This is a genomic window from Flavobacterium piscinae (genome assembly GCF_004122145.1).
In the GTDB taxonomy this organism is placed as follows: Bacteria; Bacteroidota; Bacteroidia; order Flavobacteriales; family Flavobacteriaceae; genus Flavobacterium; species Flavobacterium piscinae.
This window is the reverse complement of the sequence record NZ_SBKQ01000002.1, coordinates 278,342-293,438: the sequence shown is the minus strand read 5'-3', so window position 1 is coordinate 293,438 and position 15,097 is coordinate 278,342. Positions and strand designations below refer to the sequence as shown.

At 32.2% G+C, this 15,097-nt stretch carries 11 protein-coding genes; all 11 read right to left on the bottom strand.

All coding sequences use genetic code 11. From position 1 onward, the window contains the following. Positions 1–30 precede the first annotated feature (30 nt). The 11 genes from EQG68_RS02860 to EQG68_RS02810 all read right to left on the bottom strand — a co-directional run bounded on the left by EQG68_RS02860 (position 31) and on the right by EQG68_RS02810 (position 15,047). Positions 31–3,135, bottom strand: coding sequence for a type I restriction endonuclease subunit R (locus tag EQG68_RS02860; protein ID WP_129463274.1), 3,105 nt, complete (start codon positions 3,133–3,135; stop codon positions 31–33). Beyond that, a complete protein-coding gene (locus tag EQG68_RS02855; protein ID WP_129463273.1) occupies positions 3,122–4,288 on the bottom strand; it encodes an AAA family ATPase in 1,167 nt (388 codons plus the stop codon). Before EQG68_RS02855 ends, EQG68_RS02860 begins: the two co-directional genes overlap by 14 nt. 6 nt (positions 4,289–4,294) lie before the next feature. Beyond that, complete coding sequence (locus EQG68_RS02850) at positions 4,295–5,488, bottom strand: restriction endonuclease subunit S (RefSeq protein ID WP_129463272.1); 1,194 nt, start codon at positions 5,486–5,488, stop codon at positions 4,295–4,297. Further along, a complete protein-coding gene (gene dinD, locus EQG68_RS02845; protein WP_129463271.1) occupies positions 5,478–6,332 on the bottom strand; it encodes a DNA damage-inducible protein D in 855 nt (284 codons plus the stop codon). The genes EQG68_RS02850 and dinD overlap by 11 nt, the downstream gene beginning before the upstream one ends. Positions 6,333–6,353: 21 nt before the next feature. Continuing rightward, complete coding sequence (locus EQG68_RS02840; protein ID WP_129463270.1) at positions 6,354–7,901, bottom strand: type I restriction-modification system subunit M; 1,548 nt, start codon at positions 7,899–7,901, stop codon at positions 6,354–6,356. Between the two features lie 155 nt (positions 7,902–8,056). After that, positions 8,057–9,304, bottom strand: coding sequence for a type II toxin-antitoxin system HipA family toxin (locus tag EQG68_RS02835; RefSeq protein ID WP_129463269.1), 1,248 nt, complete (start codon positions 9,302–9,304; stop codon positions 8,057–8,059). Positions 9,305–9,402: 98 nt separating this feature from the next. Further along, on the bottom strand, positions 9,403–9,693 hold the full coding sequence (locus EQG68_RS02830) for a helix-turn-helix domain-containing protein (RefSeq protein ID WP_129463268.1): 291 nt from the start codon (positions 9,691–9,693) through the stop codon (positions 9,403–9,405). A gap of 592 nt (positions 9,694–10,285) precedes the next feature. Further along, positions 10,286–11,824 carry a T9SS type A sorting domain-containing protein gene (locus EQG68_RS02825; RefSeq protein WP_129463267.1) on the bottom strand — a complete coding sequence of 513 codons (1,539 nt, stop codon included), beginning with the start codon at positions 11,822–11,824 and terminating at the stop codon, positions 10,286–10,288. Between the two features lie 845 nt (positions 11,825–12,669). Next, the gene (locus tag EQG68_RS02820) at positions 12,670–13,569 is read right to left on the bottom strand and encodes a DUF6731 family protein (protein WP_129463266.1); all 900 of its coding nucleotides are present in this window, start codon (positions 13,567–13,569) and stop codon (positions 12,670–12,672) included. 54 nt (positions 13,570–13,623) lie between these two features. After that, a complete protein-coding gene (locus tag EQG68_RS02815) occupies positions 13,624–14,064 on the bottom strand; it encodes a hypothetical protein (protein ID WP_129463265.1) in 441 nt (146 codons plus the stop codon). Between the two features lie 20 nt (positions 14,065–14,084). After that, complete coding sequence (locus EQG68_RS02810) at positions 14,085–15,047, bottom strand: endonuclease/exonuclease/phosphatase family protein (RefSeq protein WP_129463264.1); 963 nt, start codon at positions 15,045–15,047, stop codon at positions 14,085–14,087. Between the last annotated feature and the right edge of the window lie 50 nt (positions 15,048–15,097).

Here is a 15,097-nt window from a genome sequence, read left to right as displayed (position 1 = left end):
CCTTAATCCATTCAATAATTGAAATACTATTTACAGCTGCCCACCAACACCTTTAAACTTCTCTACAAACTCAACAATTTTTTGGTAAACACTTTTCTTTTTTGTTAAGTACTGTGGATTCAAAGGACTCATTTTTGGTAACAATGCATTCAATTCTGTACCGGTATCTGTGGCAAACTCTCGTTTTAATGAGTTTGTGATGTATCGTTTTGCTTCTTCTTCATTTAGGTTTTCTTCAGTAATTAATTCGGAAGCTTCTTTCTTCTGTTTTTCCTGAGCATAATTGAAGAATGCATCAATCACATTTGCTTTGTCTTGAATAGTTTCCAAATCAGTTTCATTGATGAAATCAACTAGTAAACTTTCTTTTGCTCTGTTGCCAATACTTGCACGTATCACTCGACGAATTTCTTCTATTAAAGTGGCTTTGTCTTTGTTTTTTTTGTTATGCTCAAAAATTAATTCAAGAATATAATCTAAGTTTATTTCTTGAGATTTCAATAAGTCTATTTCAAAGACAACATCATCCCAATCTATATTAGATTCTTCAACTTCTTTACCACTTTTTTCACGTCTTAACCAATCACGGATGTCATTATACGTAGAACGATAATCTTGAATTGTTCGTTCCGGAAGTAGACTTATCTCTTGCATTATTGCAATATCGTTGTCTGACACAAAGTAAGCTTCTTTAAATTCTTGGATGGATTGAGCATCTTTTATGTCAATCGATTTAAAGGCTTTGAGATTGGTAAACTCATCGTAATTCTGCAAGATGTTTTCTACTCGCAAATACTCTCCAAATAATTTTGAGAATTCTTTTTTGTCTTTTTCAGTTACAATTTCATCGGGATTCGGGAATTTTTGATTTAAATCATTTACCACCTCTATGAAACCTCTACGTGCATGACCTGTTGAAATATCTGTAAAGCCTTCTAAATATTCTTTATAGCTTTTTTCTAGTACTACATTTTTAGTGTTTTTATCACCAAATAATGTTATAGCATCAACTGTAGCGGTCTCTAAATCTCTGAAAGTAATTATATTTCCAAAGGTTTTTGTGGCATCATAAATACGGTTTGTACGTGAAAAAGCTTGCATTAAACCATGATAACGAAGGTTCTTATCTACAAACAGCGTGTTAAGTGTTGGAGCATCAAAGCCAGTAAGAAACATACCTACCACAATAATCAAGTCAATTTCTTTGCTTTTAACCCGTTTTGCTAAATCCCGGTAATAGTTTTGAAACTCTTTACTTTCTACACCAAAACTAGTTCTGAATATGTTGTTGTAGTCGTTTATTGCTGCCGTTAAAAATTCTTTGGCACTGCTATCCAATGCTGTTGGCTCAAAGTTTTCATCGACAATTTCACCAATGGCACTTTGCTCTTCATTAGCAGCATAAGAGAATATTGTTGCTATTCTTAATGGTTTTTCACTTTCTTTTTGTAGGCGATTTAATTCTTCGTAGTAACATTTGGCCGCATCCACACTACTTACCGCAAACATGGCATTGAAACCTTTGTTGGTACCTTGATTTCTGTGGGTTTTAATTCTAAAATTTTTTAGTATGTATTGTGAAACTTCTTTTATACGAGCTGGATGTAAAAAGGCTTTCTTGTTTTCTGCAGCCGTTAATTTCTTTTCATCAATTTCTGTTTCTATGCTTTTAAACTGCGGACGAACATCATTATAATCTACTTTAAATTTCAGTACTTTTTCATCCCTAATCGCATCTGTTATTACATACGAATGCAACTCACGACCAAATACACTAGCTGTTGTTTCAGCACCCAACGCATTTTGAGGAAAGATAGGAGTTCCGGTAAAACCAAATTGATAGAATTTTTTAAACTTTTTATTTAGGTTTTTTTGAGCCTCACCAAATTGCGAACGGTGAGCTTCATCAAAAATGAAAACGACTTGTTTTTGATAAATAGCCAAATCACTCTCCGTTTTCATCAAGTTATTTAGCTTTTGAATGGTTGTGACAATAATTTTATTATCGTCCTTCTCTAAGTTTCTCTTTAATCCTGCGGTACTATCTGAACCGTTAACACTATCGGGTGAAAAGCGTTGGTATTCTTTCATGGTTTGAAAGTCCAAATCTTTACGATCGACTACAAAGAACACTTTATCAATGAAATCTAATTCAGTGGCCAAACGTGCTGCTTTAAAACTAGTCAGTGTTTTTCCGGAACCTGTTGTGTGCCAAATATAGCCGCCGCTTTCTACTTTAGACCAAATTTTAGCTTGAAATGAACTTTGAATTTTCCATAACATTCTTTCGTTAGCTGCAATTTGATACGGTCGCATAATAAGCAAGGTATCACTTGTATCAAAAACTGAATAGGTTAGCAATACGTTTAACAATGTGCGTTTTTCAAAAAAGGTCGTCGTAAAATCTTTAAGGTCTTTGATTAATGTATTATCCGCTTTTGCCCAATTCATGGTAAAGTCGAAACTGTTTTTGTTTCGCTCTACTGTATTGGCAAAATATCGACTGTCTGTGCCATTAGAAATTACAAAAATTTGCAAGTATTTAAACAGCGAATTTGAGCTGTTTAAACTCTCTTTGGTGTAACGATGCACTTGGTTAAATGCTTCACGTATGGCTACACCTCTTTTTTTTAATTCTACTTGAACCAAAGGCAAGCCATTTACTAAAATAGTCACATCATATCGATTGGAATGTGTTCCTTTTTGTTCAAATTGTTTGATTACCTGAACTTTGTTTCGAGCTATATTCTTTTTATCAACTAAATAAATGTTTTGAATACGGCCATCGTCAAAAACAAAATCATAGATATAATTTTCATGGATTTTTCTGGTTTTTTCTACCAAATTATCGCTAGGTTTATCTAAATATTCTTCCACGAAACGAACCCATTCACTATCTGAAAATTCCATGTTGTTTAATGCCTGTAATTGCACTCTAACATTTTCCAACAGGTCTTCGGTAGTGTTTAAATTAGGATTTTCATATCCTTGATTGATTAGATCCCGAATAAATTCTTTTTCAAGAGCCGCCTCAGTTTGATACACCGCAGGTGGTTCATTTACCTGTGAATACTTAGTAAATTTATCTAAAACAATAAAATTGTTCGATTCTGCGATGGTTTTATAATGTGTCATTTTCTTGATGATTTATTGGGATTTCAGGCTCAATTTGTGCCGCTGCATTATTTTGTATTTCTTCTTTCCAATATTTACTATTAACTAAATGCTCTAACAACAACTTAACTGTTTGCTTTTCCGGTTCTGTAGGGTCTGGTACTGCTTCATTTGATAATGTGGAATGGCTTGTAAATTGAATTATTCTATTGTAATATAATTGTCTATCTTCTGGAAGTAATCTTTTCCATTCCGGATAACCTAAAAAATTTGCTGTTTTCTCGTATAAGTTTCTTAACAACATGAAATGATATTTTTCTACAGTATTTGTTGCAATTGCCTCCTCGATCATGTTTTTAATGTAAAGGTGGTATGAGAAACTTTTATTAGAATCGCCATTAAGTGGTTTTAGTTCAAAAGTACCATCATCAAATTTTTTTAACATATAACACGTTTTGTTGCTTAACTCGTTAAAAACTACATTGTAAAACAAAGGATTATGGGTTGAAACTACAAACTGTATGCCTGATGATTTTTTAAAAAGTGTTGCTAAATTAACTGCTAATTCAATTAAATGGTTATCGTCTAATGAACTTACCGGGTCATCTATAAAAACATACTCTAAACTGTTAAAATCGTCAGTGGGTCTGTTTTCAGGATCCATATTTTTTATTTCCACCACTTGCTCTAGCAAACTAAAGAAAACACACCAAATAAAATTACTTTCTTCGCCTTTTGAAATTTTTATGTTTTCAAGATTGTCATCTCCTCCACGTTCTAATGAGAAAGTAACTTCTGAAAAATCTTCACTAAATTTTGGGGTTATTGATTGACTTGTATAATGTTGGAAGTTAGAAATAATATTAAAATCTTGGCCTTGGTCTTTTAGAAAGCCTAAAGCTAAATTTGTAAAATTATTAGGTCTAATGGTTAGTTTTCTTTCTACATCGGTATCTAAGTCATTATCCCAAAAAAACAAATCTTCGGTAAAAGCATTGTAATACATTACTTTAATGCCATTGTTTTCGTTATCATCTCCATTTTTTGGTGCCACTAACAAACGAAATTCACGTGATAGTCTTGTTTTTCCTGTGCCATTGAAAGCATAGATTAATTGCACTTTTTTATTGGCATCGATAAGTGATTGTGCTATTTCAGTTAATGATTGTGCCATTTTATATTAATTTTCTTTTGGAAAGGTTAACAACAAATCTCTATAATACTCATATTGCTTTTGTCTCAACTCTATTTCTTTTGGTAATCCCTCGCTAATTGAGTTGGTTAATATATCAAATTTGTCTAGTAAGGAAACGATGCGTTCTTGTTCTTCGAGTGGTGGGATTGGAATTTTGAATTCTTTTACTTTTGCATCTGAAATGGCAGGATATGCTGAACCACTTTGATTTTCTTCTACATAATTTTTGAAGTTTGTAGACAAAATATGAAAAAATATCCATTTTGGTAATACCACATCAGTATTAGCTCTTAAAATACAATATCCTGTACTAGCAATTTCATTAGAATATTCATCATTGATTAAACACAAACGCTGTTGAGTAGGTCTTGTTGTGGCAAAAATTACATCATCTTTTAAAACAATTTTTTGTGCTCTGCTTGGAGCAGTTTGTGAATTAATTTCTGAAGTTTCAATAATAGAATTATTTTCACGACTAACAGATGTTAAATCTATATAACGATAAGTACTATTATTATCTTTCCATCTTATATTTTGAGTTGCTAAACAAATCTCACCCAATGCTTTCCATTCCAATTCATTTTTATCAAAAGTTAGTAACTTCTCTCTATAATAACTATATTGCATTTTTCGTGCTGTAAGCTCTGCTGTAAGCTCTGCTGTAAGCTCTGAAAAGGTATCGAGAATTGAAACTATTTTTTGTTGAATTTCGAGTGATTTTTTTGGATTATCTGGGCATGGAATTGGGATGAGTTTATTTGCATAATTACTAATCCATTGTCTTTTATGGTCGCCATCCACTAAATCACTAGGCAAAGTATTCATCCAATAGTAAATATATTTTAATGAAGCTTTTGATTCGTCTTTAGAAGTAATCATTTTCATTGCTGATGATTTAGCTTTAAAATCAAAATCAACCCACTTATTTGCCGTTGTAAAATCATCGAAAATTATTACCGGCCTTTCGGATGCTTTATAAATCCCATCAGTTTCATCAGTATATCCTAAAATAAAAGTTTTACCCGCTGTCAGTACTGGGGTTTTAAAATTATTATTATAATTATTTGATTCAACTAAATATCTTGTTGGTTGCTCATAATCGGCAAAGTCACCGAGTGGTAGCCATTCCACAGTAACATCATTTAATAATTTTTCTAAAAAGTTTTTTTTATTCTTCATTATTTTTTTTGCCTTTTAGATTTTTTTTGGCTATTTGTTTGTCTAAGGTTTTTACTCTGCGTTCCAATTTTTTAATGTCTTCTTCTGCCGGTAATTCTTCGGGTTTAATGCCGCTTTTTCCAAGTAAAGATCTTACGTCTTTATTGTTTTTAACGTGTTCGGTTGTAATCGTATTTTCGCCTTTCAGGTTGTTTTTCTTTACATTAAAATTGGTGATCTCTGTTGCTAATTGTTTAGCTGTTATGGTAATAGTTGGTAAGAAATCGGCTAACGGTCTGTTTTCTTTTATACCTAACTTGCGTTTCATGTCGCTGGTGTTATATCCTCCAAACATGGCCCAATCACCTTTGCTTCTAATTCTAGCAAAACCTGAGTTGTCAACGCCTCTTTCGTAAATATTTTTAGACAATTCGGTTTCAGTAGCCGCTAGTTTTTCACGAGCTTGCAAGCGTTCCATGAGTTGAATACGCTCTTCTAATAATTCTTGTTTGCGAGTTTGAATGGCAAAATAACTTTGAGCAAATGCAATTTGTTCTTTTTTAGGGTCTCCGTTTTGAGCTATTAGGTAACAAGCGTAACGAGTTAGCATTATATCCTCTTGCTTGCGTTCTGCACCTGAACCAATTTTGACCATTTTGTTGACGTCAACGAAATGGTCTGAAACCTCTTCGCCAGTAGTTTCGCAACTTTCTTTTGCTTTATTTATTGCGTTTACAAAATTTCGCCAATCGGCATATCCTAAGAGTTCTTGTAGTTCGCGAGCCAACCAATATTCTATACCGTCTTGTTCGTAGGCATATTCTTCGAAACGTTTGTTTAGTTTTGTAATTGTATTTTTTTCCATGCTAAGAATTCTTTTAAAAGATTATCCTTCAATTTCATTAATAATAGTATTAATATCTGTTCGAAGTTTATCAATTTTTTTTACTGTTTCAGCTACTTCATTGTTTAATTCTTCAATGTTTATTTGCTTTCGATTATCTTTTGGAGCAACATACGAACTAACCGATAAATTATAGTCGTTTGAGGCTATTTTGTCATTCTCAATAGAAATAGCCACATGAGGAACATCGGCTTTGCTATCAAATAACTCCATTATTTTATCAATATGATCATCGGTCATTATATTATTATTGGTAACCTTTTTGAAGAAATCTTCGCCACTGGCATCAATAAACTGCGTTTTTGTATCGGTTTTATGTTTTGAAAGTACTAGAATAGTCACTGCAATTGAAGTACCATAAAACAAATTAGGAGCTACAGAGATGATGGTTTCAACAAAATTGTTATCTACTAAATACTTTCTGATTTTTTGCTCGGCACCGCCACGGTAAAAAATTCCAGGAAAGCAAACAATGGCCGCTCTTCCTTTACTTGATAGATAGCTAAGAGCATGTAGAACAAAAGCAAAATCGGCTTTTGATTTAGGGGCCAAAACCCCAGCAGGAGCAAAACGGTCGTCATTAATCAGTGTTGGGTCGTCATCACCAATCCATTTTACTGAATAAGGCGGATTAGAAACAATGGCATCAAAAGGTTTATCATCAATAAAATGCGGATGATGTAATGTATCTCCTAATGCAATATTAAACTTATCGTAATTGATGTTGTGTAAAAACATATTCATACGAGCCAAGTTATAGGTAGTGTGGTTGATTTCTTGGCCATAGAACCCTTCTTCTATGATATGGTCATCAAAGTGTTTTTTGGCTTGTAGCAAAAGTGAGCCCGAACCAGCTGCCGGGTCATATATTTTATTCACTTTTTCTTGTTTGTGCATTGCCAATTGTGCAATTAGTTTTGAAACGTGTACCGGTGTAAAAAACTCACCGCCTGATTTTCCCGCGTTGGCGGCATAATTACCAATAAGAATTTCGTAGGCATCACCAAAAAGGTCAATTTGATTGTCTTCAAAATTTCCAAAATTTAGCTCTTCCACTCCTTTCAAAACAGCAGCTAATCTTAAGTTTTTATTTTCAACCGTATTACCTAATCGTGTACTTGTAGTGTCAAAATCGGCAAATAAGCCTTTTATATCTTCTTCTGATGGATAACCATTGGCTGAACTCTCAATGGCATTGAAAATGGCTTTTAAATCGGTATTTAGGTTCGGATTTGTATTGGCCGTTTTAGCAACATTTACAAATAGTTGAGTTGGATAAATGAAATATCCTTTTGTTTTGATTGCATCGTCTTTTATATCAGGTGTAATAACATCATCGGATAGGCTAGCGTAATCTATGCTTTCATCACCAGCCTCAATGTAATTTGTAAAATTCTCACTAATGTAGCGATAGAAAAGTGTTCCTAATACAAATTGTTTGAAATCCCATCCATCTACTGCCCCTCGAACTTCATTGGCTATTTTCCATATTTTGGCTAGTAATTCTGCTCTTTGTGCTGTACTTGTCATTGTTTGTTTTTGATAATTTAATAGTTATTTCATAAAACTTTTAATTTTCCTACTCATTTCTCTTTCCACTTGTTTGAAGTATGGCATTTTTTTAGCTTTCTAAAGTAGTAAAATTCATTAAAAAAAACTAAAATAAATTAGATCGTTCTTTATTTTTAGGAGTTGAATGCCTTTTCCATCAATTCTTGTTCGCTTCGGGAAATTCCGATTTCAGTTGCCATTGTTTTCCATTTGGTTGTAACTCCTAAGACTTGCTGGATAATTTCCTCCATTTGATTCTTGTTTAAACGAAAATATTCCCCCACGCTTTTTGCCAAATCGAAATCCAATTCATTGTTGTTAGTATCAATATTTAAGGCTAAGCCGTCTTTGTCGATAGAAGGGTTAAGGTCATAAGCCGGAGATAAAATCCATCCTTCTTTGGTTAGTATAAATCCGTGGTTTCTTAGGTGGTCATCGGTATTGGAAATGGCTATGTTAAAGATTATTCTTCGCCATAATTGGTGTAGGTTGGCTTCGATGTTTGCTCCGTGATTACTGATGAATTCTGCTATATCTAAGTAGCTTGCTTGGTTGTCTCGAATGGTGTCTTCGTTATTTCCTGTCATTGTCATTGCTGATGCAAAGTGGATTCGTTCACCGTTTTCACGGTCGAAGCGTTTTGTGAAAAAAGTATGGTGTTTTCCTAAAATTCTATCCATACGACAAGGTGCCATTTCAATTCCAGCCTTAGTTGCCAATTGATAGGCTAAAAATTCCCAAGCTGCTTTGTCAATGGTATCTGTTTTGGAGGGAAATTTGGCAATCCAAAGACTTTTATCTGCATCTAAAATATTGGCTTTGGGACGTGCACCCCCTAATGATGAGCCGGGTGCCATCAATACAGATAGCCATCTATTTACTTCTTCATTATCCGTATCATTTTCAAAGATATGTGCTGCGTTCTGCAATTCTCTAATGGATGACCAAGGAGGTGTAGGAGCTGTTTTGTTATTGTCTAAGAAGTCTCCATCCGGATCTGTTTTAAAACGCAAAGCTCCCATACGACTTTCATCGTAAACTCCTAACAAGTATTCAATGTCATAGAGAGTTCTAGGTTTTTCGTTTTTCTCTTTTGCCTGTTGTGCTTCTCTACGTTTCATTAGTGTTCGTCCCCAAGTATCGGGCATACTGTCGAGAAAGATCCCGAAGTTTTCTTTTTGATTTGGATATTGTGGTCCACCAAATAATTGTATGTCGGGGTCGAGTAAGAATTGTTGTCCTGATTTGAGCCAGTCCTTATCATACTCAAAGCTAAATGCTTTCTTGCCTTTGCCTTGTTGTGCAGACAAAATTCCAATCAATTTTGGTTCTTGCATTCCAGTCCAATGAGCGTAAACGTATATATCGGTTTTTGTAGACATTTTGGGATTGTTTTTGTTTGAAAGTTTAAAAGTTTAAAAGTTTAAAAGGGATGACTTTTGATATTTTAAGTGCTTTATTTTAACTTTTTTAATTTATTCTATTTGAGTAGTTCCAGGTCTTGGAGTTTTCTACCTAGTTCATCATCTGCAGCTAGTTTTAGGAAATCATCTTGAAGACCTAATACTCTTAATACATTAAAATAAGCACCAATTGCTACACTTGGATTTCCTTTTTCAATTTGGTATAAAGTAGTTCTAACAATATCTGCTCTTTCAGCTACTTGTATCGCTGTTAATTTTCTTCTTTTTCTAGCTAACTTTATATTTTCTCCCATCTGTTCTAATAACATTAGATGCTTAGGAAATACTATTTGTTTTTTTCTAGTCATTTTTCATAATGTTCATTAATATGAACAAAAATAGTTTTTTTGTTCATAATAACAAACATTTTGTTCAATGTTTTTATCTAAGCTATTACCCTCTGTTTTATTTGCTATTAATTCATTATATAGTTTCATCCAATTAAAATGTCCCAATTATTGACAAAATTTGGGACAATTATCTCATATCATGGTATACAATATAATTCTTATCATTTATAGTTACTTTATCAGGTTAAACCTGATTGTTTTACTACGAAACATCATTTTTGTAATTCGTTTTCGATTTATTACAAATAGAGTAGTCGAACGTTAATAGAATATTAATTAAACTTTGGCAATAAATTCGTTTTACTGCCAAAAGTTAATCTATTTTTTTGTCCCAAATTTGGTCAATAATTGGGACAAAATGCAATATGTTTTTTTAAGTATTTACTAGATTAATTCTTTGCATTAAAAATCGAGATCAGTTAGTTTAAGTATATGAAAGTTTATGATTATTTCAGTAAAGAGGACTTTTACTGACTTCAAATGTAAAAGAAAGGCTTTTGATTAAAAATCAAAAGCCTTAATTGAAAAGAACGTTCGCTTTTGAATGTAGTTATTCTTTTATAAATTTTTGATTAATGTTACCTAAATTAAAAATGTATAATCCCTTTGCTAAACTTTCAACATTAATTTGGTTTAATCCGTTTGATACCTTTCCGTTCAAAATAGTTCTCCCATTGATGTCAAAAATTTTAAACTCTTCTTGATCAGAAAGGTTATTTTGTAAATCAATGTTTACGACCTCTTTAGTTGGATTTGGGTATAATGTAATTTTGTAATTTAAATCGAACTCACCTGTTGATAAAGTATTTCCATTGTATCTGGCTAATGCAATATCATTACCGGTGTAACCTACCGCAATAATTTTATCATCAGTTTGGATAACCATATCAAATGCCTCATTTCTAACGTTTGTTCCGAAAGTAGTAGTTACTTTTCCGGACGTTCCAAATGTATTGTCTACGGTATAGTTTGCATTCACTCTCGCCACACCAAAAGTAGAATTTAAATTTGTCGCAACACTTGAGCCTGCTAAAACAACTTTACCGGTACTGTCAATTCCCATACCGTAAGCTATATCTCGCAAAAGCGAACCATAATCAAAAAATGCCTGTCCTGCTGCTGTTGAACCGGAAGCATTATACAGTCCTAAAAAATAATCATACTGAAGCGTAGTTAAATGACCACCACCACTGTATAAAATACTGTCATCAGCATTTAAAATTATTGAAAAAGCTTTATCATCTCCATTAAATCCACCATTGGTAACAATGTAACCGTCTGATGAGAAAGATGTATCCATTGTTCCATTACTATTCACTCTGCACCCATAATAATTAGAACTCCATTGTAGTCCTTGTTGATTTATCCAGCCAATAGCTGAAATTCTTCCATTTGATCGTATTGCTAAATCTTCTATCACATTAAAATATGTACCAGAACCGGAAGCATCATCAAGTAATAAAATACCTGTTGTGTTAAACGTAGTATCTAATATACCGGCGGGAGTATATCTTGCAATAATAGCACGTGAGTTGGTTGAAGTTTGAGCCGAAGTTCCACCTACAACAATATTACCGGTTAAAGCATGAATTTTAACCGTTTTAATCTCATCAGCTCTATTTGTCATAAAATCGGTTAAAACTTTCCCTGACGTTCCGAACGAAGAATCCAGAGAACCATCTGTGTTTAGTCTGATTAGAGCTGCATTTTTATTACTGCCATCATCGGAGTAACCGGCTAAAATAATTTTTCCATCACTTTGAATAACCATTGAATGGGCAACATCATCACTACCGATTTGTACATCATTGGTAACTATTCCATTTGTGCCAAAGGAAGTATCTAAAGTTCCATCTGAATTGTATCGTAAACAAGCAAAATCTTTACCTGTTGATGAATTTGTGGTCATTCCTGCCACAACAATTTTACCGTCATTTTGAAGTGCCACTGCATACGCTATATCAGCACCGCTGTTGATTGAGGTAACAACTTTTCCTCCTGTTCCAAAACTTGAGTCTAAACTTCCATCTTGAGAATAGCCATAATTTGCGGTAATAAGAATAACTCCTACTTGTAATAGTTTTTTCATAATTTTCTTGTTTAATTTAATTTTTCAAATGTAATATTTTTTTTATATTTTTTTGTGTTATTAGTTTTTTCTCTAATTTTTTTTCGTTTATCAAATTTTTGTTTGTACAATCTAATCCATTAAAAGGCAGCGTCTGTGTATTTAAATTTATGGTATTTTTATTGAATGGAAAGTGTGAAAATTTATTTACCATTTTATAAAATTGATTTATTTAATTACTACTATTCAGATGACAATCAAAGAATACTTAAGAAAGTAGGGTTTTAAGAGATTTTTAAGAGTAATTGAAATTAATTTACTTCGAAGTCGTGTCTCTTTAGCGGAATGATATAAGTATTATGAGATGGACTTCGTGCAGTGGGGGTTAGCTTTGTTTTCATAAACTATTTTAATTTTAAATATTTTTTAAGAAAATAAATTTTTTTACCTTACTACTATCTTTATAAAAATTTTTATAAATCTGTAACAGTATAATAATGATAAAGTTATTTGAAATATGAGTAAAGTATTGGTATAATTATTGAATTTACATAAACACTCTTTGAAAAGAATGTAAAAGACTATTAATAATAAAGAATATAAGCTAGCATATATTGACTTTTTAAGATAGTCAATAAACAAATAAAACTTTTCAGATTTTTTAATGAACATGATTACGTCATTGTCGAGAGTATTAATAATGGTTGAAACAGTAAGAAGGAAACCTATTAATATGCTAAAAATTGATAAAGAAGTATTATAAAAGTTTTCAAAATTTAGACACAGAATTTCACCATAAACAAAGCTAAAAATGCTTAGGGCTAAAGAAATGATAAATGGGTAATATTTTTCTAAAAATAAACTCATTAAATTTTATACTGTTTCAATAGTAAAGGTTGATGTCTCAAATAAAGTGCTTCTAATTGCCTATATTTTTCTTTTATAAAAAATTTACTATTAATTCTTTGTTTTTCTATTTCAATATTTTCAACCAAACGATTTGCAACTAAGTCAAAAACTTTAGATTTTTCTGAATCAATGTCAGTTCCTGTTATTTTTAATATTTTTACAAAATCTTCTCTTTTATTAAGTTTTAGTAACCCTTGAACAAATAATCTTATTTCTTTTAAGTTTAGTGATCTAGTTTTATAATTGCCTACTGAATAGATGATAGAACCTTTCAAAGCATTTATTTCATCCATTGCATCAATAGTGCTATCTAAAGATGAAGAACTATTACCTTTTATGCCAGTTGAATTAGTTGGTTTAGCAATATCATATTCAATTCTATAATAGCTAGGAGAATCTAAAAATTTTTGATATTCAGATGGTATTATAACCATTGAAAAATCAAATTGTGGCACATCATAATTATTATGAATAAATTCTGTTAAAGCATTTAAATTAACTCCGGGTCTTCTGGATTCTAACCCAATTATATTTGTTTTTGAATCGAAAATAAAACTACAATCATAACCTAAACCTTGATTATGATTCAATTCTAATGGCTCTGTATTTACACCATCGAATTTTGGTGGAACATTACTTTTCTGATTATAAATGAAGGTACCTAAACAGTATCTATCTGAGTGCATACTTTTTATATTTGAAATTAAAATTTCACCATCTGAAAAGTCGATTTTGTTAAAACTTTTTTTCTTGAATTTGAATACTTCCGAAAATAATTTATTCATTTTTTCCTTTTGTTTTTGTTCCACTAAAGCTACTATTTGGTAGAAATAAACATTAGTCTTTTTTACAGCCATGATTGATTTTTTTTATTATGATCTCTTGTATTTTTATCTTACATAAATTAACATTTAAATTAAACCTAATTTTTTGATTAAATCTAATAAATGCTCTGCTTTAACTTGATTTACAGTACTGTGATTGTGTGTTGTTTGATAAGTTGATGACCAAATAGTTAAGTATTCAAAATTATTGGCTGTATTTTCGACTGAGTTAACCGTTTCACCTCTAGTTCTGCACGTGCAAAAAATTAAATCCGGATTATATTGATTCACAATTCCCGTTAATCTAGCTTCTAGTCTTGTCCCCGGATCACCTTGACTTTCTAATACTATTATTTTTCCATTGATTTCAATGACTAGTCTGAAATCAACTGTTAAATTATTTACATCTTTGTCACAAAAGATTATATTGTGGTTCGGAAATTGAATGAGTAAATGTTTTGCTATTTCTAAAATGGTGGAGGATTTTCCTTTTGAAGAGGCGTTCCAAATTGCTAGTATTGTTTTCATATAATTACTTAATTTTAAAGTTACAATTCAAATTCAGCCCAGATAGGGTAGTGGTCTGAGAGCATAAATGAGAGGGTTTGTTTGGGGATATTTCTGTTTATGAGGGCTTTGTCGAGGAAATTATAATTACCTCCGTTTAGAAACTTTAGAGATAGGTTAGGTATTTTTTGGGCATTGTTGAACCAGGCAATTTGGTCGTAATATTTGGTTTCATCAAAGATTGATCTGGTTACTTCATTGCTTTGTAAAGCCTCCGGAATGTAAAGTCCTTCTGCAATAAATGTTTGGTTGAGTAGGTCTCCTCTTTTATCAATGTTGAAATCTCCTAAGCAAATTAAGTTTTGATGATAGGCATTTACATCTTTTGCCCAATCTGCCATCCATCTTGCAATTCCTTTTACTTCTTTTATTCTATCTGCAGATGATTTTCCGTATTTGATGTGGAGTGTTACTAAAATGAATGTTTGATTCATTGCTCTAAAACTAACAGCATAAGGTGAACGCACAAACTGTTCAGTAAGTGCTTCGTTTGAAACGGTATTTATCCATTCTTGCGGCACCACTAATTCGCATGCTAAGCCGGATAATTGTACTCTTCTGTTATCGAAAATGTAGCCCATTCTTTCTCCGTTACCATCGTCTCCTTTATTGACATCTGTGAGAATCAGCGACCAGTCGTTTCCTAACACTTTTAAGGTATCTCTGAGGCCTTTTAGATTTGACTTTATTTCCTGAATAGCAATAATATCAAACCGTTTTATTATTTCTGCGATGCAAAGAACTGAATGAAAATCTCTTTTTGGGCTATCTTTTGGTTCGGATAATTCTTTACGGGTTATATCACCAAAGCTTCGAATATTCCATGTTGCTATCAATAGGTTTTTTTCCAGTTTTTTGGATGGAATTTTTAGGTCAAGATCATCCTTTACTGCTTTTAGATTTTCAGTTGTATTTTGTGATGGAGTGTCTAGAATATTTTTCATAATTTAATGATTGGTACAGGACTTGTTAAAATGGAATTGTAATTAAAAAA